This is a genomic window from Duganella phyllosphaerae (genome assembly GCF_001758785.1).
In the GTDB taxonomy this organism is placed as follows: domain Bacteria; phylum Pseudomonadota; class Gammaproteobacteria; order Burkholderiales; family Burkholderiaceae_D; genus Rugamonas; species Rugamonas phyllosphaerae.
In genome coordinates this window covers 254665-273912 of the sequence record NZ_LROM01000090.1, presented here as the reverse complement: position 1 = coordinate 273912, position 19248 = coordinate 254665, and the positions used below count along the sequence as shown (strand labels likewise).

18 protein-coding genes are annotated in these 19248 nt (G+C 63.0%); 10 read left to right on the top strand and 8 right to left on the bottom strand.

What is annotated here, in order from left to right:
* Nucleotides 1-4: 4 nt before the first annotated feature.
* The 5 genes from DUPY_RS15225 to purB form a co-directional block, all read right to left on the bottom strand.
* Nucleotides 5-2164, bottom strand: coding sequence for a S46 family peptidase (locus tag DUPY_RS15225; RefSeq protein ID WP_070249224.1), 2160 nt, complete (start codon nt 2162-2164; stop codon nt 5-7).
* Nucleotides 2165-2283: 119 nt separating this feature from the next.
* The gene (locus DUPY_RS15220) at nt 2284-2856 is read right to left on the bottom strand and encodes a YceI family protein (protein ID WP_070249223.1); all 573 of its coding nucleotides are present in this window, start codon (nt 2854-2856) and stop codon (nt 2284-2286) included.
* Nucleotides 2857-2891: 35 nt separating this feature from the next.
* Nucleotides 2892-3443: a YceI family protein gene (locus DUPY_RS15215; protein WP_070249222.1), complete on the bottom strand. Its 552-nt coding sequence runs from the start codon at nt 3441-3443 to the stop codon at nt 2892-2894.
* 25 nt (nt 3444-3468) lie between these two features.
* A complete protein-coding gene (locus DUPY_RS15210) occupies nt 3469-3996 on the bottom strand; it encodes a cytochrome b (protein ID WP_070249221.1) in 528 nt (175 codons plus the stop codon).
* A gap of 151 nt (nt 3997-4147) precedes the next feature.
* A complete protein-coding gene (gene purB, locus DUPY_RS15205) occupies nt 4148-5524 on the bottom strand; it encodes an adenylosuccinate lyase (protein ID WP_070249220.1) in 1377 nt (458 codons plus the stop codon).
* A gap of 145 nt (nt 5525-5669) precedes the next feature.
* Here purB and DUPY_RS15200 point away from each other — a divergent pair, with 145 nt between their 5' ends.
* From DUPY_RS15200 to DUPY_RS15175, 6 genes are all read left to right on the top strand, one after another.
* A complete protein-coding gene (locus tag DUPY_RS15200; protein ID WP_070249219.1) occupies nt 5670-6278 on the top strand; it encodes a glutathione S-transferase family protein in 609 nt (202 codons plus the stop codon).
* A 3-nt stretch (nt 6279-6281) separates the two neighbouring features.
* Entirely contained in the window at nt 6282-7358 is a 1077-nt protein-coding gene (locus tag DUPY_RS15195) for a LacI family DNA-binding transcriptional regulator (protein WP_070249218.1), read from the top strand.
* Between the two features lie 309 nt (nt 7359-7667).
* Entirely contained in the window at nt 7668-9998 is a 2331-nt protein-coding gene (locus DUPY_RS15190; RefSeq protein WP_070249217.1) for a TonB-dependent receptor, read from the top strand.
* Between the two features lie 18 nt (nt 9999-10016).
* Nucleotides 10017-11882 carry an alpha-amylase family glycosyl hydrolase gene (locus tag DUPY_RS15185; protein ID WP_070249216.1) on the top strand — a complete coding sequence of 622 codons (1866 nt, stop codon included), beginning with the start codon at nt 10017-10019 and terminating at the stop codon, nt 11880-11882.
* Nucleotides 11883-11939: 57 nt separating this feature from the next.
* Nucleotides 11940-12935 carry a PfkB family carbohydrate kinase gene (locus tag DUPY_RS15180; RefSeq protein ID WP_070249215.1) on the top strand — a complete coding sequence of 332 codons (996 nt, stop codon included), beginning with the start codon at nt 11940-11942 and terminating at the stop codon, nt 12933-12935.
* Complete coding sequence (locus tag DUPY_RS15175; protein ID WP_070249214.1) at nt 12932-14254, top strand: MFS transporter; 1323 nt, start codon at nt 12932-12934, stop codon at nt 14252-14254. Before DUPY_RS15180 ends, DUPY_RS15175 begins: the two co-directional genes overlap by 4 nt.
* A 30-nt stretch (nt 14255-14284) precedes the next feature.
* Here DUPY_RS15175 and bfr read toward each other — a convergent pair whose 3' ends face one another.
* On the bottom strand, nt 14285-14758 hold the full coding sequence (bfr, locus tag DUPY_RS15170) for a bacterioferritin (protein WP_070249213.1): 474 nt from the start codon (nt 14756-14758) through the stop codon (nt 14285-14287).
* Between the two features lie 261 nt (nt 14759-15019).
* On the opposite strand from bfr, the gene DUPY_RS15165 reads away from it, so the two are divergent.
* Nucleotides 15020-15553 (top strand): pyridoxamine 5'-phosphate oxidase family protein, encoded by a 534-nt coding sequence (locus DUPY_RS15165; RefSeq protein WP_070249212.1) that lies wholly within the window; start codon nt 15020-15022, stop codon nt 15551-15553.
* Here the strand turns inward: DUPY_RS15165 and DUPY_RS15160 are convergent, their stop codons facing one another.
* Nucleotides 15554-16129 carry an energy transducer TonB gene (locus DUPY_RS15160; RefSeq protein WP_229255381.1) on the bottom strand — a complete coding sequence of 192 codons (576 nt, stop codon included), beginning with the start codon at nt 16127-16129 and terminating at the stop codon, nt 15554-15556.
* A 151-nt stretch (nt 16130-16280) separates the two neighbouring features.
* On the bottom strand, nt 16281-16502 hold the full coding sequence (locus DUPY_RS15155) for a (2Fe-2S)-binding protein (RefSeq protein ID WP_070249211.1): 222 nt from the start codon (nt 16500-16502) through the stop codon (nt 16281-16283).
* A gap of 259 nt (nt 16503-16761) precedes the next feature.
* Between DUPY_RS15155 and DUPY_RS15150 the strand changes: the two genes are divergently transcribed.
* The 3 genes from DUPY_RS15150 to DUPY_RS15140 are packed head-to-tail and all read left to right on the top strand — an operon-like array spanning nt 16762 to nt 19243.
* Nucleotides 16762-17028, top strand: coding sequence for a FeoA family protein (locus tag DUPY_RS15150; RefSeq protein WP_056138224.1), 267 nt, complete (start codon nt 16762-16764; stop codon nt 17026-17028).
* 6 nt (nt 17029-17034) lie between these two features.
* Entirely contained in the window at nt 17035-18936 is a 1902-nt protein-coding gene (feoB, locus tag DUPY_RS15145) for a ferrous iron transporter B (protein WP_070249210.1), read from the top strand.
* Nucleotide 18937: 1 nt separating this feature from the next.
* Nucleotides 18938-19243 carry a DUF6587 family protein gene (locus tag DUPY_RS15140; protein ID WP_070249209.1) on the top strand — a complete coding sequence of 102 codons (306 nt, stop codon included), beginning with the start codon at nt 18938-18940 and terminating at the stop codon, nt 19241-19243.
* Nucleotides 19244-19248 lie beyond the last annotated feature (5 nt).

The following is a 19248-nucleotide window of genomic DNA, read 5'->3' as shown; positions in this document are numbered from 1 at the left end:
GCGCTTATTCGGCGTTCATTTCCTTGAGCAGGTTATCGGCGTGGTCCACGTGCTTCATGTTCCACAGGATGTAGCGCAGGTCGACCTGGATCGAACGCGTCATCGCCTTGTTGAAATCCCAGTCCGAAATGATCGAGTCGAGCGTGCCGTCGAACGCCAGGCCGATCCATTCACCCTTGCTGTTGAGCGCAGCCGAACCGGAGTTGCCGCCGGTGATGTCGAGCGTGGCCAGGTAGGCGACCGGTACCGATTTCAACGCCGGGTCGACATACTTGCCGAAGTCCTTGGCCTTGATCGCATCGAGCTGCGCTTTCGGCGCATTGAACTCGCCGGTGCCGGTGGCCTTGGCGGCGACGCCGGCAACGGTGGTGAACGCTTTCCAGTCGGTGCCGTCAGAACCCGGCTGGCGGCCGGCGATCTGGCCGAACGTCACGCGCAGGGTGCTGTTGGCGTCCGGATACACGGCCTGGCCCTTGCTGTTCATGTAGGCGATTTTTGCCTTCATGTAGTTGGCGTAGGACTCTTGCAGCTTGCCGGCCAGTTCTTCTTCCTTCGCTTCCTCCCTCAGGTCCGGGCCGTACAGCGCCACGGCAGCCTGGATGAAGCTGTCGTCGCTGGCCTTGAAGTCGGCCGGTTTCTTGTCGATCCAGGCGGTGCGGGTGGCAGCGTCGCCAAGCTTGCTGCCGGCGTAGATCTTGTCCAGTGCCGCCTGCAGGCCGGCCTTGTCCATGCCGTCCTTGATGCCCATCACCTTGTCGAAAGCGGCGTTGCGCTGGGCGACCGGTTGCGCGGCGTACTTGGCCAGGCTGTTCAGTACCAGGGCCTTGTCGACTTTTTCATCGTAGTTGCGCACCAGCGCGGCCACGCTAGCCTTGATGCGTGGCACGTCGCGAACCTGGTAGCCGGACTTGCGCTCGGTGTCCGGCTTGGCGTTTTCGTTAGCCAGGCGGTACAACATGCGCGCGGTGTTGAGCAGGCGCGGTTTCGACGACGACAGGAAGTAGTCGCGCTTGGTCTCGGCGTCGCGCTCGGCGATCAGCTTTTCCACGGTAGCGATGTCGGCGCCGTATGCCTTCTTGCGGGCGGCGTCGGCGCTGATCCACTGCTTCAGCGCTTCATGCTCGGCGGTCTTGCGCGCCAGCATGTCGCTGCCGGCGTACGAGTCCAGCATGCCCTGGCGGTTCTTGTAGTAGTTGTTGATGCCGGCCACTTGCGACGCGTACTTGAGCGCGGTGTCCTTGTTGTCCTTGGTGGTCTCGGCAATGATCGCCAGGCTCTCGGCCGACGATTTGACGAACGCCGGGTAGCTCCAGTCGAAGGTGTAGGCCACTTCCGATGGCAGGCGGTGGCGGTTGGTGCGGCCCGGGTAGCCCAGTACCATGACGAAGTCGCCTTCCTTGCTGCCTTCCTTGGCCAGTTTCAGGAAGTGCTGCGGCACGTACGGCACGTTGTCCTTGCTGAAGTCGGCGGCCTTGCCATCCTTGCTGACGTAGGCGCGGTAGAAACCGTAGTCGCCGGTGTGGCGCGGCCACATCCAGTTGTCGGTGTCGCCACCGAACTTGCCCACGCCTGCAGGCGGCGCGTGCACCAGGCGCACGTCGCGGATTTCCAGTTGCTTGATCAGGTAGAACTCGAGGCCGCCGTAGAACGACGACACGGTGCAGCGGTGGCCGGCGTCTTTTTCGCACTCGGCCTGGATGGTCTTGGTGTTTTTCTCGATCGCATCGAGGCGGGCTTTGCCGTTCAACCTGGCGACGGCTGGCGTGATCACCTGCTGGCTGACGTCGGTCACGGCCTTGGTGACGAAGATGCGGCTGCCGGGCGCGGCCGGCAGTTCCTCGCCCAGGGTCTTGGCCAGGAAACCGTTGGCCAGCAGGTCGCGCTCGGGCGTGGAGTTGTGGGCCACGCTGCCATAGACGCAGTGGTGATTGGTGGCGACCAGGCCTTGCGGCGAGACGAACGACGCCGAGCAGCCGCCCAGGCTGACGATGGCGCCCATCGGGAACTCGGTCAGCTTGGTCAGCGCGGCGGGATCGAGCGCCAGGCCGGCCGCTTTCAGTTGGTTGGCTACTTGTGGCAGCTGTTGTGGCATCCACATGCCTTCGTCGGCGTGGGCTGCGGCGGTGGTGCTCAGGATGGCGAGCGCGATCAGTGTCTTATGCATTGTTTTAGTTCGTTTTCCAAAATGGTGATTGGGAACAGCGCAGCGAGTATATCAACAAAAAAAAGCCCCGCGCATCCACGGACAGTGGATGGCGGGGCTTTGTTGCAAATGCCAGGAAATCAGTCGGCCTTGATCGCCTCGATCTGGATCGCCAGCTTGACTTCGGGCGAGAAGTTCGGCAGGCCGATATTGAGGCCGAAGTCGCTGCGCTTGAATTCGGCGGTGGCGTCGGCGCCGCACGCTTCCTTCTTGTAGCGCGGGTGCATGATGCACTTGAACTTGTCGACCTTGAGCGCCACCGGCTTGGTCACGCCCATCATGGTCAGCTCGCCTTCCACGCCCACCAGCTTGTCGCCGTCGAACTTGAACGATTTGCTGGTGTAGGTCATGGTCGGATACTTGGCGACGTTGAACATGGTGTCGTCCTTGGCGTGCTTGTTCATCGCATCGAGGCCGAAGTCGACCGAATCGGCCTCGATCTTCACGTTCAGCGAGCCGGTCTTGGCGACCGGGTCGAGCGTGACCGTGCCGCTGGTCTTGTTGAACTTGCCGCGCCAGACCGACAGGCCCATGTGGTCGGCCTCGAAGCTCGGGAACGTGTGGGTCGGATCGAGATTGTAGGTCGTGCTTGCCGCCATGGACGAGGCGGTAGCGGCGGTCAACAGCGTGGCGATCAGTAACTTCAGCTTCATGCGATGTATCTCCTGTGGTGGTGGTTTAGTTGTATTTAGCCAGCGACGACGTGGAACTTGAGCACCACTTCATCGGCAACCATGCTGGTGTCTTTCCATTCGCCTTCGCCGATGTTGTAGGTCAGGCGCTTGATCGGCAGGACGCCGTCAAACACTTGCTTGCCGCCTTCGGTTTTCACGGTCAGCGGGAAGGTGACGTCGGTGGTCTTGCCCTTGACGGTCAGCTTGCCCGCCACGGTCAGCTTGCCGGCGCCGGCCGCCTTGATCGAGCTCGAGACGAACGTCGCTTTCGGGAACTGGGCGGCGTTGAACCATTCCTTCTTGGCCACTTCCTTGTTGTAGTCCGGGTCGCCCATGTCGAGGCTGGCCGTGTCCACTTCCACGGTCGCTTTCGAGGCATCCGGCTTGGCGGCATCGTAGTCGATGGTGGCGGTGAACTTCTTGAATTTCGACTCGATCGGCACATTCATTTGCTTGAACGTGGCCGAGACGGTCGACTTGGCCGGATCGGTTTTCAGGACGGCGGCGCCGGCGATCAGGCTCACACCAAGCAGGGACAGGAAGGCGATTTTTTTGACGGTTTTCATAGGAACTCCAATAAGTAAAAAAAAATTAGAACGGCAGCATGCGTTTGAGCGTGACGTCGCGGTCGAAAAAGTGATGCTTGAGGGCAGCGAGAGCATGGGCCACGACTGCGGCGGCCATGGTCATGACCAGCACGTAGTGCACCGTGGACAGCAGTGCCTTCAGTTCGGGATCGGGGCCGATGATCACTGGCAGCGGGATCAGTTTCAGGTACACGACCGGCACGCCGGCCGCGCTGCTGAACAGGTAACCCGAGATCGGCGCGGCAAACATCAGGAAGTACAGCAGGTAGTGCATGCCTTCGGCCAGCTTGTGCTGGACCGGCGGAATGCTGGCCAGCGGCGCCGGCGGCTTGTTTGCCAGGCGCCACAACAGGCGTATCGCCACCAGCGCCAGCACGGTCACACCGAGCCATTTATGCCACGAAAAATACTTGAGCTTGGTGGGCGAGAAGCCCGGAATGGCGACCATGGTCAGCCCGAGGAAAAAGGCCGAGATGATCAGGAGGGCGATCAGCCAGTGCAGCAGCATGGCTGTCTTGGTATAGCGTTGCATAGATGCTCCAAAAATTAGTACGTGTTAGGACTAAATCGGACTATAGCAAACAAATAATTCTTTTGCTTAACAACGCATTAAACCAGAATAAAAAAGCCCCCGGAACTTTTTCAGTTGCGGGGGCCAGTGTCAGCGACATGCGCTTACAACATCAGATGGCTTTTGCCAGAGATGCGGCGATACCGATGTAATTGGCGGGGGTCATCGCCAGCAGGCCGTCCTTGGCTTGCTGCGGAATCGCCAGGCCGGTGATGAAGTCGCGCAGCGCGTCTTTCGAGATGCCCTTGCCGCGCGTGAGTTCCTTCAACTGCTCGTACGGGTTCTCGATGCCGTAGCGGCGCATCACGGTTTGTACCGGCTCGGCCAGCACTTCCCAGTTGGCGTCGAGGTCGGCTGCCAGGCGGGCCGGATTGACTTCCAGCTTGTTCAGGCCGCGCAGGCAGCTGTCGTAGGCCAGCAGCGTGTAGCCGAAGCCCACGCCGATATTGCGCAGCACGGTCGAGTCGGTCAGGTCGCGTTGCAGGCGCGAGACCGGCAGCTTTTCCGACAGGTGTTTCAGCACCGCGTTGGCCAGGCCCAGGTTGCCTTCGGAGTTTTCGAAGTCGATCGGGTTAACCTTGTGCGGCATGGTCGACGAACCGATTTCGCCGGCTTTGAGCTTCTGCTTGAAGTAGCCGAGCGACACATAGCTCCAGATATCGCGGTTCAGGTCCAGCAAGATGGTGTTGGCGCGGGCAAACGCGTCGAACAGTTCGGCCATGTAGTCGTGCGGCTCGATCTGGATCGTGTACGGATTGAATTCCAGGCCCAGGCGCGTTTCGATCACGTCTTTCGAGAACGCCGCCCAGTCGAACGACGGGTATGCCGACAGGTGGGCATTGTAGTTGCCCACGGCGCCATTCATCTTGCCGAGGATTTCAACCTGTTCGATACGCTTGATGGCGCGCTGCAGGCGCGCCACGACGTTGGCCATTTCCTTGCCCAGGGTGGTCGGGCTGGCGGTCTGGCCGTGGGTGCGCGAGAGCATCGGCAGCTCGGCGTTGGCGTGGGCGATTTCGGTCAGGCGGGCGACGACGTTGCGCAGCGATGGCAGCATCACGGTGTCGCGCGCAGCTTTGAGCATCATGCCGTGCGAGGTGTTGTTGATGTCTTCCGAGGTGCAGGCGAAGTGGATGAATTCGGACGCGGCCACCAGTTCCGGCACATCTTTCACCTGTTCCTTGAGCCAGTACTCCACGGCTTTCACGTCGTGGTTGGTGACGGCTTCGATTTCCTTGATGCGGGCGGCGTCCTGTTCGGTAAAGCCGGAGGCGATCTTGTCGAGCAGGGCCGAGCCTTCGGCCGAGAACGGCTTGATCTCGTCGAAACCTGCCAGCGACAGCGCTTGCAGCCACGAGATTTCCACCTTGACGCGGTGGTGCATAAAGCCGGACTCGGACAGGATGGGACGCAGCAGATCGGTTTTACCGGCGTAGCGGCCGTCCAGCGGGGACAGCGCCGACAGCGTGGAGTAAGGAGTAGTGGTCATGATGGCAGGGTAGGGTGGAAAATGCGCAAAGACAGATTTTACCATTGGCCGCTCAGGCAGTCCGACCCGTGGCTCCCGATGTTATACTCACCACCGATCTTCAACCCCGGCCTTCGCTCTTACTCGGCCCTTACTTTAGCGCGCTATGAAACTCATCGGTTCCCTTGGCAGTCCTTATGTCCGCAAAGTACGCGTCGTGCTGGCCGAGAAAAAACTCGACTACCAGTTCGAACTGGAAAATGTCTGGGCCTCCGATACCGCCATCAGCAAATGGAACCCGCTGGGCAAAGTGCCCAGCCTGATCATGGACGACGGCTCGGTGATGATCGACTCGCGCGTGATGGTCGAGTACCTCGACACCCTCACGCCCGTGTGCAAGCTGCTGCCCACCAACAGCCGCGATCGCGCCGACGTCAAGTGCTGGGAAGCGCTGGCCGACGGCATCATCGACGCGGCTGTCATCGTGCGCCTCGAGCGCCTGCGGCCGATCGAGCTGCAAAGCGAGGACTGGGTGGCGCGCCAGCTGGGCAAGGTGCGGCTGGGCCTGGCCGCGCTGTCCGACAAGCTCGGCGACCTGCCTTACTGCATGGGCAAAAACTACTCGCTGGCCGACGTCGCCGTCGGCTGCACCCTGGGCTGGCTGGCGTTTCGCTTCCCCGACATCGGCTGGCGCGACGACCACGCCAACCTGGCGCGCCTGTTCGACAAGCTGTCCGAGCGCCAGTCGTTCAAGGACACGTTCCCGTCCGCCTGAGTGATGGCCGACCCCAAACTGCTGGCCGACCCCACATCCGCGAGCGACAGCAACCCCTCCGCCGCCCAGCAGCGGCGCCTGCAGATGGCCGACATTGCGCGCCTGGCCGGGGTGTCCACGTCCACCGTGTCGCGTGCGCTCGCCGGCAGCAAGCTCGTCAGTGAAGAGACGCGGGTGCGCATCATGGAGCTGGCCCGCTCGCTCAAGTACACCATCAATATCGGTGCGCAAAACCTGCGCATGAAGCAGAACCGCACCATCGGCGTGGTGATCCCGTACGACCACAACACGCGCCAGCACCTGTCCGATCCGTTCTTCCTCGGCATGCTCGGCAGCCTGGCCGATGCGCTGACCGAACTTGGCTTCGACATGCTGGTCTCGCGCGTGGATGCCGACGAGCTCGACGCGGCCGCCGCGCCGTTCGACACCGGCCGCGTGATCGGCATCGTGCTGATAGGCCAGTGGCGCCACCACGACCAGTTGAACCAGCTGGCCGCGCGCCACGTGCCGATCGTGGTGTGGGGCGCGCAACTGCCGCAGCAGCTGTACTGCACCGTGGGCGGCGACAACGTCACCGGCGGCGAACTGGCGGTGGACCATTTACTGGAAGAAGGCCGCCGTCGGATCGCCTTCTTCGGCGACATCAACCTGCCCGAAGTGGGGCTGCGCTACGCCGGCTACTGCCGCGCCCTGCAACGCGCCGGGATCGGCATCGATCCCGAACTGATGGTACCGGCATCGTTTCTGCCGTCGGGCGGGCAGCTGGCGATCGAGGAGCTGCTGCGCCGGGGCGTGGCGTTCGACGCCATCTTTGCCGGCTCCGACTTGCTGGCCATGATGTCGATCAACGCCATGCGCGAGCACGGCCTGTTCGTGCCGGGCCAGGTGGCGGTGGTCGGTTACGACGATATCGAACTGGCCAGCTACTTCCACCCGCCGCTGACCACGATCCGCCAGCCGATCCGCGAAGCGGGCCGGGCGCTGGTGACCTCGCTGCTGGAGTTGATCGAAGGCCGCGAAGCGCCGTCCCAACAACTCCCGACCACCCTGGTCGTGCGCAGCAGCAGCCGGGCAGTCTGAAGACTGTCGGGTTTATGCAACCGATTGCATAATTATTTTTGCTGCGGTGCAGCGTAACGTGCTACGCCATCGTGCTCCCTTTAGTTGTCAACATTAATTCCGTCATCCTCGCGCAAGCGGGGATCCATAGACCGCCTGATCTGTTACTCAGCATGGATCCCCGCGTACGCGAGGATGACGAATCACGCGCCTGCTAGCATTGCTGCAGCACGATATGCAATCGATTGCATTAAATGTCATTCCGGTGAATAATGGCGGCTCTGCTCAATAATGCAGCAGAGCAAAACGACAACAACACTGGAGATCACCATGATTCAACGCACCCCCAAACTGGGCGGCATCGCTGCCGCTGTCGCCATCGCCATGTTGCACCTGGGCGCCCACGCACAAGACACCACGACCGCTGCCGCACCGGCCGCCCAACCCGACGGCCTGAACATGGAGCGCGTGGTCGTCACCGGCACCACGCTCGGTTCGTCGAAAATGAAATCGAGCGTCTCGCTCAGTACCATCGAAGGCGACGCCATCCAGAACGCCGCGCCGTTGAGCGCCGCTGAAGTGCTGCGCTCGGTTCCTGGCGTGCGCGCCGAATCGTCGGGTGGCGAAGGCAATGCCAACATCACCGTGCGCGGCGTGCCGGTCTCGGCCGGCGGCGCGCGCTACGTGCAAATCCAGGAAGACGGCCTGCCGGTGCTGCAATTTGGCGACTTCAACTTCACCACGCCCGACAGTTTCGTGAAAATCGACAGCACGCTCGACCACCTGGAAGTGGTGCGCGGCGGCTCGGCCTCCACCCTGGCCACCAACGCCCCGGGCGGCATCATCAACTTCATCACCAAGACCGGCGAAGAGCAGGGCGGCAAGATTGCGATTAGCCGTGGCCTCGGCTACGACGAAACCCGCTACGACTTCAGCTACGGCGCGCCAATCTCGGAAAAGACCCGCTTCTTCATCGGCGGTAACTACCGCACCGGCGAAGGCGTACGCGACACCGGCATGAGCACCGCCAGCGGCGGCCAAGTGCGCGGCAACATCACCCATGAACTCGACAACGGCTTCATCCGCCTGTCGTTCAAGCATCTCGACGACAAGACCCCGACCGCGCTGCCGGTACCGGTCAGCGTGAACAACCAGCACATCAGCGAAGTTCCGGGCATCGACCCGCGCACCGTGAGCTTCTACTCGCCGTACTGGGTCCGCGACGTCACCCTGGGCAAGAACAACACGCCGGTCTCCACCGACGTCAACGACGGCCTGCACGTCAAGAGCAACACCTTCGGCCTCGAAGGCTCGTTCAAGCTCGGCGATGGCTGGACCTTGTCGAACAACTTCCGCACCGCCGACAACAGCGGCCGCTTTACCGGCATCTTCGCCGGCAACAACGGCGTGGTGGGCAACTACACGGTGGCCACCGGCCCGAATCGCGGCCAGGCCTACAATGGCCGCGCCTTCTCTGCCGTGGTGTTCAATACCTCGATCGACGACGCCGGCAACACCCTCAACGACACCAAGCTGTCGAAGACCTTTGCCCTCGCTGGCGGCGCCAAGCTGACCACCACGGCCGGCCTGTACCTGTCGAACCAGAAGCTGGCGCTGACCTGGAACTTCAACGAATACCTGATGCAGGCTACCGGCGACAAGCCGGCGCTGCTCTCCAACGCCACCACGGCCAGCGCCACCCCTGGCCTGGTCGGCCCGGCCTTTAGCGGCTGCTGCTCGCGCGCCGTGGACATGGAATACAAGACCACGTCGCCATACCTGAACGTGGGTTACGAAATGGGTCCGGTCAACCTGGACGCGAGCGTACGCCGCGACAACCAGAAAGCCACCGGCACCGCCAACCAGGCTGCGGCCAGCACGTCGCCGAACGCTGTCAACGGACTGCTGTACAACCCGGCCACCGAGCAGATGGTCAATTACAAGGTGGATCACACCTCGTACTCGGTCGGCGGTAACTATCGCATCACCAACAACCTGGCGGCGTTTGCCCGCGTCAGCGACGGCGTGGCCTTCAATGCCGACCGCATCCTGTTCGGCACCCCGCTCGACGGCAGCGCGCCGATCAATATCAACACCGTCAAGCAGTACGAGGGCGGCGTTAAATGGCGCAGCGGCGGCGTGAGCACCTTCGTCACCCTGTTCCAGGCCAAGACCGACGAGAGCAACTACGAAGCGACCACCCAGCGCAGCACCTCGAACCGCTACGACGCCAAGGGCGTGGAACTGGAAGGAGCCTACAGCCTCGGCGACTTCCGCATCACCGGCGGCGCCACCTACACCCACGCCAAGATCGTGGGCACCGCCGCGGCCGACGTGGCCAATATCGGCAACACCCCGCGCCGCCAGGCCAAGTGGATTTACCAGGTCGCACCGACCTACACCTTCGGCGACGCGACCGTGGGCGCCAGCGTGGTCGGCACCGGTAAATCGTGGGGCGACGATGCGCACACCATCATCATGCCGTCGTATGCGATCGTCAATGCCTTCGTCAACTACCGCGTGACCGAAAAAGCCACCATCGCCCTGAGCGCGAATAACCTGTTCAACAAGATCGGCTACACCGAGATCGAAGGCGACGGCCATGCCGCACGCTCGGTCACCGGCCGCGCCGTGAAAGCCACTGTCTCTTACGCGTTCTAATCAACCAAGCACCCGACCATGGCTTCTGATGTTTTTGCCGACCGCCTGCTGGCGGTCCTTCCCGACGAACTGCGTGCACCGGCGGCGCAGCGGCTGGCCACCAGTGGCCCGGTGCTGCGCAGCTTGCTGGCATGGTTGTACGGCGACGCCTTTGCCGACGCGACAGGCTTCGACGACTGGTTCGGCGACCTGATGGAAGCGCTGGGCCGGCTGCACGCCCAGCGCTCGCCGGAGCTGCACGCGCAGGACGCCGCGCGCGCGGCCGAGCCGGACTGGTTCCTCGACCAGCGCATGCTCGGCTACTGCACCTACGTGCAAAAGTTCGGCGGTGACCTGAATGGCGTGGCGCAGCGCATTCCATACCTGGCAGAGCTGGGCGTGACGTATTTGCACCTGCTGCCGTTCCTGCGGCCGCGCGCTGGCGAAAACGATGGCGGCTTTGCCGTCACCAGTTTCGACGAAGTCGACCCTGGCCTCGGCAGCAATGCCGACCTGGAAGCGCTGACCGGTCAACTGCGCGGCGCCGGTGTGAGCCTGTGTTCGGACCTGATCCTCAACCACGTGGCCGACGACCATGCCTGGGCGCTGGCCGCCAAGGCCGGCGATGCGCAGGCCCGCGCCAGGTTCCACGTGTTTCCGGACCGCGACCTGCCGGACCGCCACGAGCGTACGCTGGGCCAGGTGTTCCCGCAGGTGGCGCCGGGGAACTTCACTTACGTGGAAGCAGTGCAGGGCTGGGTGTGGACCACGTTCTACCCGTACCAGTGGGATTTGAACTGGTCGAACCCGGAGGTGTTTGCCGAGATGGCGGCGGTGATGCTGCGCCTGGCCAATCGTGGCATCGAAGCGTTCCGCCTCGACTCCACCGCCTTCCTGTGGAAGCGCGAAGGCACCAACAGCATGAACCAGCCCGAGGCGCACCAGCTGCTGCAGGCGTTGCGGGCCATCGTCGATATCGTCGCGCCAGGCGTTTTGCTCAAAGCCGAAGCGATCGTGCCCACGCGCGAACTGCCCGCCTACCTGGGCAGCGCCGAAGCGCCCGAGTGCCACATCGCGTATCACAGCAGCCTGATGGCAGCCGGCTGGGTGGCGCTGGCCGAACAAAATACCGAGGTGCTGCGCGCGGTGGTCAACAACACGCCGGACCTGCCGCGCGCGGCGACCTGGCTCAGTTATGTGCGCTGCCATGACGACATCGGCTGGAACGTCCTGCGCGCCGAGGCCGGTGAGAACAGCGCTGCACGGCTGGCCGCTGCCTCGCGCTTCTTTGCCGGCGTCACGCCGGGCAGCTATGCGCGCGGCGCCATCTTCCAGAGCACCGATCCCGACGCGGCGCACGGCAGCAACGGCATGGCCGCTTCGCTGACCGGGCTGCAGACCGCCGATACCGTGGTGGAGCACGCACTGGCGCTGCGCCGCATGTTGCTGCTGCACGGCCTGGCGCTGAGCTTTGGCGCGCTGCCGGTGCTGTACATGGGCGACGAGCTGGCGATGCAGAACGACGAGAGCTACCTGGCCCGCCCCGAGCACGCGATGGACAGCCGCTGGCTGCACCGCCCCGTGTTCGATCAGCAGCGCTGGGAACACCGTCACGATGCCGGCACCACCGAAGGCGCGATGTACGAAGGACTGGCGCAGCTGCTGCGCGTCCGCCGCGCCCACGATGCGCTGGCCGCCGGCGCGCCGCGTACCTTGCTGGCCGAGGCGCCGGCCGGCGTGCTGGCGCTGGCGCGCGGCGAACGGTTTCTCACGCTGTTCAATTTCTCGGCCGCGCCGCAGCAGTACGCGCTCGATGGTGCGTGGAGCGATTGCGCCAAACCGGGGCTGTTGAGCGGGACGTTGACGCTGGCGCCGTACGCGATGCACTGGCTGGTACGCGAATAATTAGAATCTGGCCTTAAGGGTTGGGATAAACTCGCCTGCAAGGGCGCGGAGACAAGCATGAACCAACAAACCATCGCCGTATTCGGCGAATCGCTGGTGGACGATTTCATCACCGAGCAGGTGGTGGGCGGCGCGCCGTTCAACGTGGCGCGCAACCTGGCGGCGTTCGGCGTGGCCACCCTGATGGTCACCCGCATCGGCGAAGACAAGAACGGCGCGCTGGTACGGCGCGAGTTCGCGCGCTTCGGCATGAGCGAGGCCGGCCTGCAGATCGACGCACTTGATGCCACCGGCCGCGTGGTGGTCGAGCGCAATGACGCCGGCCATCGAGGGGTCGAGCATCGTTTTGTCATACTGCCCGACCAGGCCTACGATTACGTGCAGGCCGCACCGGCGCTGGCAGCCCTGGCCGCAGCCACGCCCTCGGTGCTGTACTTCGGCACCATGGCCCAGCGCCACGAGTGCTCGCGCGCCACCGTGCGCGCCATGCTCGAGGCGTCACCGGCCAGGCGCTACCTGGACCTCAATGTGCGCGACGGCCAGGTCACCGAGCGCTGTGCCTTCGAGTCGCTGCACCTGGCCGACATCGTCAAGGTCAACGAGGACGAGTTGAAAGACCTGTTCAAGTGGTACACCCACACCCAGCCCGGCACCCGGTCGGTCGAGAGCCGCGCAATGGCCGACGCCTGCCAGGCGCTGATGCGCACCTTCACCCTGCAAACCCTGATCGTCACGCTCGGCGAGCGCGGCGCCATGGTGTTCGGGGCCGACGGCAGCGTTACCATCAACCAGGAATGCCACGCACCGGCGCACATCGTCGATACCGTGGGCGCAGGCGACGCGTTTTCCGCCGTGTTCCTGTATGGCCAGGCGCAGGGCTGGCCGCTGCCGTTGACCCTGGCGCGCGCCAATGCGTTTGCCGGCGCCATTTGCGGCGTAGCCGGCGCGGTGCCAGCCGATATCGGCTTCTATGCACCGTGGCTGGCCGCGTGGCATGCCGGTGCGGTGTTGCCAAACATCGAATTGGCCCAGGTGCCAGGAGTGGCCGCATGAAGCCGCACCTGTCGTTCTGGCAGATCGTCAACATGAACATCGGGTTCTTCGGGATCCAGTTCAGCTTTGGCCTGCAGCAAAGCAGCATGAGTCCGATCTACAAGTACCTGGGCGCGGACGAAGCGAGCCTGCCTTACCTGTGGCTGGCCGGCCCGATGACCGGCCTGCTGGTGCAGCCGCTGATCGGCGCCATGAGCGACCGCACCGTCACGCGGTGGGGCCGGCGTACGCCGTACTTCCTGATCGGCGCGATTTTGTGCAGCCTGGGCCTCTTGGCCATGCCGTTCAGCCCCACCTTGTGGATGGCCGCCAGCCTGCTGTGGATCCTCGACGCCGCCAACAACGTCACCATGGAGCCGTACCGCGCGTTCGTCTCCGACAAGCTGGCGCCCAAGCAGCATTCGCTCGGTTTTCTCACCCAAAGCGCGTTTACGGGACTGGGACAAACGCTCGCCTACCTGACGCCGTCGCTGCTGGTCTGGATGGGCATGAACAAGGATGCCGTCAACGGCAGCCATATTCCGCACATCGTGATTGCCGCCTTCATGATCGGCGCCGTGTTCTCGATCACGTCGGTGCTGTGGACCCTCAAAACCACGCCCGAGCATCCGTTGACGCCGGTCGAGCTGGCCGAGATCCGCGCCCGCCCGGCAGGCTGGCGCCACACGCTGGGCGACATCGTCACGGCAGTGCGCGAGATGCCACCCACCATGCGCCAGCTGGCCTGGGTCAAGCTGTTCCAGTGGTACGCGATGTTCTGCTATTGGCAGTACATCATGCTGTCGCTGTCGACCACCTTGTACGGCACCACCGACCAGGCCTCGCAAGGCTTCCGCGATGCCGGCCTGCTGTCCGGGCAGGTGGGGGCGTTCTACAACTTCATCGCGTTCGTCGGCGCGCTGGCGCTGGTGCCCTTTACGCGCCGCTACGGTCCCAAGATCACGCACAGTATTTGCCTGACGCTGGCCGGCTTTGCCATGATGAGCATCCCGTCGATCCACTCGGAGGCGCTGCTGTTCGTGCCGATGATCGGCATCGGCCTGGCGTGGGCCAGCATCATGGGCAATCCTTACGTGATGCTGGCCGGCTGCATACCGCCGGAGCGCACCGGCGTGTACATGGGCATCTTCAATATGTTCATCGTGCTGCCGATGATTATCCAGATCTTCACGCTGCCGCTGTACTACCGCAGCCTGTTGGGTGGCAATCCGGAAAACGTCATCCGCCTGGCCGGGGTGCTGATGCTGTGCGGCGCGGTGGCGGTGCTGTTCGTGAAAATAAAAAAGCCGCAAGCGGAGCTGGCTCCGGCTGCGGCTTGATGAAACTGCCCGATGCTTCGGGCAGTTTTTTTATTCGCTGTGCATCTGGCTTTGCAGGTAGTTCTGGATGCCGACCTTGGCGATCAGGTCTTGCTGGGTTTCCAGCCACTCGATGTGCTCTTCGGTGTCTTCCAGGATCATCAACAGCAGGTCGCGCGAGACGTAGTCGCCGGCTTTCTCGGCGGTGGAAATGCCTTCCTTGACCGTGATGTGAGCGGCTTTTTCCAGCTTCAGGTCGCAGCCGATCATTTCTTCGGTGTTCTCGCCGATCATGATCTTGTGCATCGCTTGCAGGTTCGGCAGGCCGTCGAGCATCAGGATGCGGTCGATCAGTTTGTCGGCGTGCTTCATTTCGCCGATCGATTCTTCGTATTCCTTCTTCGCGATTTTTTCCAGGCCCCAGTGGCGGTACATGCGCGCGTGCAGGAAGTACTGGTTGATTGCGGTCAGTTCGTTGGTCAGCTGTGCGTTCAGCAAGCGGATGACTTCGGCGTCGCCCTTCATGATGGAGCTCTCTCAAATAGTTACGGATGCCCGCATTCTGCCACGAAGTCGGATGCTATGTGTAGTTAATTTCGCGTAAAAGCCGAAATAACATATTTAATTGCGCGTAACGAGACCAGTGAAAATAATGAGAACAATTAGCATGCGCATCTGAAGTCAACGCAACCAAGTCAATTGTCCGGGTGTGAAGCAACCAACCTAGTGTGGCAGCGGTCGGCGCTAGTATGGGTGTTCCAACTTTTCACCCAACAGGAGCATGCCATGGACTCGATCAACGCCAACCAGCCAGAACATAACCACGAAGACCTGATGGGCCAGGACGCCATCAAGAAAATCCGCGACCTGGTCGACAGCACGCCCGAATGCTTCTTCGTCACCAGCGACGCCAGCGGCGGTCCCGGCGACTCGCGCCCGATGCACGCAATGCAGGTCGATGACCTGGGCAATGTCTGGTTCTTCAGCGCCAGCGACAGTCTGAAAAACCGCGAACTGGCAGCCGATCCGTCGGCCACGCTGTACTTCCAGGGCGCATCGCACGAGTTCCTGCACCTCGAAGGCATCGCCACCGTGCTGCGCGACCCGGTCAAGCAAAAGGAATTGTGGAACTTCACGCTCAAGACGTGGTTCACCGAAGGCGAAGACGACCCGCGCATCACGCTGATCAAGTTCGCGCCAACCTACGGCTACTACTGGGATACCAAGCACGGACGTGCGGTGGCAGGTGTGAAAATGCTGGTGGGCGCCATTACCGGCAAGACCCTCGATGACTCGATCGAGGGCCGTTTGGATTTGTAATTAGCCGAGCTGGAAGTTGATCGGTACCAGCGCATACACGGGGATGGCCTTGCCATCCTCGACATACGGCTTGAACAACGCCTTCAGAACGGCCTGGCGGCCGGCTTCGTCCAGATTGGTCGATCCTGACGATTTCTGGATCACGACCTGCTCGGGCAAGCCTTTTTCGCCGATCAGCACGCGCAGCAGCACGACGCCGCTCTCGCCCATGCGGCGGGCGATGTTGGGATAGACCGGTTGCGGTGCACGGATGTAGTCGGCGCCGTTGATGGTTTTCGGTGCCGCAGGCGCCGGTGCTGGCGGCGCTGGCGTCGGCGCGGCGACCGGTGCTTGCGCGGTGGGGGGCGTGGGTTCGACGTTGCGCGGCGACGGCGGCGCGACCGTGATGGTCGGCTGCGTTTGCGGCGTGGGCAGGATCGGCATCGGCGGAATAAACTTCGGCACCTGCACCACCAACGGCACGGTCTTCGGTTCCGGCGGCGGCTTCAATGGCTCGGGCGAAGCCACGAAACTGACCGTGACCACCTTGGGCATGACGGCCTGCGCCACCTTGTTGAGCATACCGTTGCTCATCATCCAGAACAGCACTCCATGGACTGCCACAATTGCGGCCAGTGGGGCTGCCTTGCGTCCGCGCACGCGCCAGAATCGCCTGGCCCGCCACATCAGCCCGGAGCCATCCACGGACATCGCATTCGCGGTCCGTTCATAGAACATAGTATTCATATCAGTTGGTAAATACTGGGCGCTTGAGCACAGTTTCTTCGATGGCGACAGCCTGCGTGCTGGCCAGGTGCTCGTTCAGGATGTCTTCGGCGCAGCTGAAGCACTGGCCGCAGCAGGTGGCCACGCCCAGATCGCGGCGCAGTTCTTCCATCGACGTGATCCCAAACTCCATGGCTTGACGGATTTCACGATCAGATATGTTGTTGCAGACACATACAATCATTGACACACCTTCTGGCTAGGCTACGACACTAAGCGGGTTGATGACGGCAGACGGTTAGTTGGCTGAGAACAAGCTTGCTACTAACTTAATGCGAATCATTATCATTAGCCGTATACTGCCTCAGTTCTGTTGGAGATGCAAGCCTAAATAGTAGTCATTCGCATTAACGAATATAATGCTAGTATCCTGTTCTTTGCCGCACTAAAAGTTTGTTGCGCGCAGCCGACAAGGTGCCGACTCACCAGCCTGGATTTATCCCATGACGCAAGCTGTTCCCTTCCTCACTCTCGATGCGCTCGCTGTAGGCGCCTCCGCTATCGTCACCCAGGTCGCCCCTGGCGATGTTGCCGAAGACGGCGTGTCGCTGTCGCGCCGGCTGATGGAGCTGGGTTTTGTGCCCGGCGAAAAAGTCCGCCTGCTCAAGCGCGGCATGCCCGGCGGTGAACCGCTGGCCATCAAGGTGGGCAACTCCACCTTTGCCTTGCGCCGCTTCGAAGCTGCGCTGATTTCGATCCAACCGGAATAATTACCAATGGCTGTCGTAGAAAAAGCGGTGCACAACTCTCCCGCAAACTCCTTGCCGCCAGTCGTGGCCCTGCTGGGTAATCCCAACTGCGGCAAGACCGCGCTGTTCAACCGCCTGACCGGCGCGCGCCAGAAAGTGGCCAACTACGCGGGCGTCACCATCGAACGCAAGGAAGGCGCCTTCAACTCGCAGGCCGGCCACACCTTTCGCGTGCTCGACCTGCCTGGCGCCTACAGCCTCACCGCCCACACCCCGGACGAGGCGATCACGCGCGACGTGGTGGCCGGCCTGCGCCGCAGCGACGCCGCACCCGACGTGCTGGTCTGCGTGGTCAATGCCACCAACCTGCGCCTGAACCTGCGCCTGGTGCTCGAAGTGCAGCGCCTCGGCCTGCCCATGCTGCTGGCGCTGAACATGGTGGACGTGGCCAGGAAGCGCGGCGTGGTGATCGACACCGCGCGCCTGGCGCAGGAACTGGGCATGCCGGTGGTGGAAACCGTGGCCGTGCAGCCGGGCGGCGAAAAAGCCCTGGTCGCCGCGCTCGACGCCATGCTGCCGCTGCCGCAGGTCGTCACCAAGCCACTGTCCGCGATCGACGCCGTGTCGGTGGAAGAGACCCAGCGCGAAGTGCGCCGCATCATCGCTGCCGCCGTCAGCGGCGACGACGAGGCATCGTCCACGTCGGAGAAAATCGACAGCGTGGTGCTGCACCCGGTCGCTGGCCCGATCATCCTGGCCGTGTTGATGTTTTTCGTGTTCCAGGCCGTGTTCAGCTGGGCCGCCACGCCGATGGACATGATCACCGGCGCGTTCGAGCACTTGGGCGGCCTGCTGGGCGCCTACGTGCCCGAGGGCCACCTGCGCAGCCTGCTGGTCGACGGCATCATCGGCGGCGTGGGCGGCGTGCTGGTGTTCCTGCCGCAGATCCTGATCCTGTTCTTCTTCATCCTGATCCTCGAGGACTGCGGCTACCTGCCGCGCGCCGCCTTCCTGCTCGACCGCCTGATGGGCGGCGTGGGCCTGTCGGGCCGCGCCTTCATCCCGCTGCTCTCGAGCTTTGCCTGTGCGATTCCCGGCGTGATGGCCGCGCGCACCATTCAAAACCGGCGCGACCGCTTTGTCACCATCATGATCGCGCCGTTGATGACGTGCTCCGCGCGCCTGCCGGTGTACGCGCTGGTGATTGCCGCCTTCATCCCGAGCCGCGAAGTGTTCGGCATCATGAACCTGCAAGGGCTGGTCCTGTTCATCCTCTACGTGGCCGGCATCGTCTCGGCCATGCTGGTGGCGTACGTAATGAAGCGCACCATGGGCGGCAAGGGCAAGCACGCGCTGATGATGGAACTGCCGGCCTACCACTGGCCGCACCTGCGCAACCTGGCGCTGGGCCTGTGGGAGCGCGCCAAGATTTTCGTCACCCGCGTCGGTACCATCATCCTCAGTCTCACCATCATCCTGTGGGCACTGAGTTCGTTCCCGGACGCGCCGGAAGGCGCCACCCAGCCGGCCATCTACTACAGCGTGGCCGGCATCATCGGCCGCGGGCTCGAATACATCTTCGCGCCGATCGGCTTCAACTGGCAGATCTGCATTGCCCTGGTGCCGGGCATGGCTGCGCGCGAAGTGGCGGTTGGCGCACTGGGCACCGTGTATGCGATGTCGCAAACCGGCGACGAGCTGGCCAATTCGCTGGCACCCGTGCTGGCGGCCAGCTGGGGCCTGCCAACAGCCTTGTCGCTGCTGGCGTGGTTCGTGTTTGCGCCGCAGTGCCTGGCCACCCTGAGTACGGTGCGCCGTGAAACCAACAGCGTGAAAGCCGCCTGGTTCATGGCCGGATATCTGTTTGCGCTGGCGTACGTGGCGGCATTCCTCACGTTCCGCATTTCGACGGCAATCATCGGAGGCTGATATGTGGCAGAACCTTATCGTGGCAGTGATCGTGGCTGCAGCCTTGCTGCACTTCAGTACCAAGTATTTGCCGGCCGCCTGGCGCCGCCAGATCGTGTACCTGCTGGCGCGCCATGGCGTGAACCAGGACAAGGCCGCCAGGTTTTTCAAGACCACGCCGGACTGCGGCAGCGGCTGCGGTTCGTGCGGTTCGTGCGGCACCGATGCCAAGGCGCCGGCTGCCGGTGCCGCCGGTGCCGCCGGTGCTTCTCGCGCCGATGCCTCGCAACCGCTCAAGCGGGTGATTCCGCTGCACGTGCAGCGCTGATTCCC

What these genes read in the sequence shown, in the direction of transcription:
- DUPY_RS15225 (WP_070249224.1), bottom strand. Translation starts at nt 2,164, where the DNA reads ATGCATAAGACACTGATCGCGCTCGCCATCCTGAGCACCACCGCCGCA.
- DUPY_RS15220 (WP_070249223.1), bottom strand. Translation starts at nt 2,856, where the DNA reads ATGAAGCTGAAGTTACTGATCGCCACGCTGTTGACCGCCGCTACCGCC.
- DUPY_RS15215 (WP_070249222.1), bottom strand. Translation starts at nt 3,443, where the DNA reads ATGAAAACCGTCAAAAAAATCGCCTTCCTGTCCCTGCTTGGTGTGAGC.
- DUPY_RS15210 (WP_070249221.1), bottom strand. Translation starts at nt 3,996, where the DNA reads ATGCAACGCTATACCAAGACAGCCATGCTGCTGCACTGGCTGATCGCC.
- purB (WP_070249220.1), bottom strand. Translation starts at nt 5,524, where the DNA reads ATGACCACTACTCCTTACTCCACGCTGTCGGCGCTGTCCCCGCTGGAC.
- DUPY_RS15200 (WP_070249219.1), top strand. Translation starts at nt 5,670, where the DNA reads ATGAAACTCATCGGTTCCCTTGGCAGTCCTTATGTCCGCAAAGTACGC.
- DUPY_RS15195 (WP_070249218.1), top strand. Translation starts at nt 6,282, where the DNA reads ATGGCCGACCCCAAACTGCTGGCCGACCCCACATCCGCGAGCGACAGC.
- DUPY_RS15190 (WP_070249217.1), top strand. Translation starts at nt 7,668, where the DNA reads ATGATTCAACGCACCCCCAAACTGGGCGGCATCGCTGCCGCTGTCGCC.
- DUPY_RS15185 (WP_070249216.1), top strand. Translation starts at nt 10,017, where the DNA reads ATGGCTTCTGATGTTTTTGCCGACCGCCTGCTGGCGGTCCTTCCCGAC.
- DUPY_RS15180 (WP_070249215.1), top strand. Translation starts at nt 11,940, where the DNA reads ATGAACCAACAAACCATCGCCGTATTCGGCGAATCGCTGGTGGACGAT.
- DUPY_RS15175 (WP_070249214.1), top strand. Translation starts at nt 12,932, where the DNA reads ATGAAGCCGCACCTGTCGTTCTGGCAGATCGTCAACATGAACATCGGG.
- bfr (WP_070249213.1), bottom strand. Translation starts at nt 14,758, where the DNA reads ATGAAGGGCGACGCCGAAGTCATCCGCTTGCTGAACGCACAGCTGACC.
- DUPY_RS15165 (WP_070249212.1), top strand. Translation starts at nt 15,020, where the DNA reads ATGGACTCGATCAACGCCAACCAGCCAGAACATAACCACGAAGACCTG.
- DUPY_RS15160 (WP_229255381.1), bottom strand. Translation starts at nt 16,129, where the DNA reads ATGATGAGCAACGGTATGCTCAACAAGGTGGCGCAGGCCGTCATGCCC.
- DUPY_RS15155 (WP_070249211.1), bottom strand. Translation starts at nt 16,502, where the DNA reads ATGATTGTATGTGTCTGCAACAACATATCTGATCGTGAAATCCGTCAA.
- DUPY_RS15150 (WP_056138224.1), top strand. Translation starts at nt 16,762, where the DNA reads ATGACGCAAGCTGTTCCCTTCCTCACTCTCGATGCGCTCGCTGTAGGC.
- feoB (WP_070249210.1), top strand. Translation starts at nt 17,035, where the DNA reads ATGGCTGTCGTAGAAAAAGCGGTGCACAACTCTCCCGCAAACTCCTTG.
- DUPY_RS15140 (WP_070249209.1), top strand. Translation starts at nt 18,938, where the DNA reads ATGTGGCAGAACCTTATCGTGGCAGTGATCGTGGCTGCAGCCTTGCTG.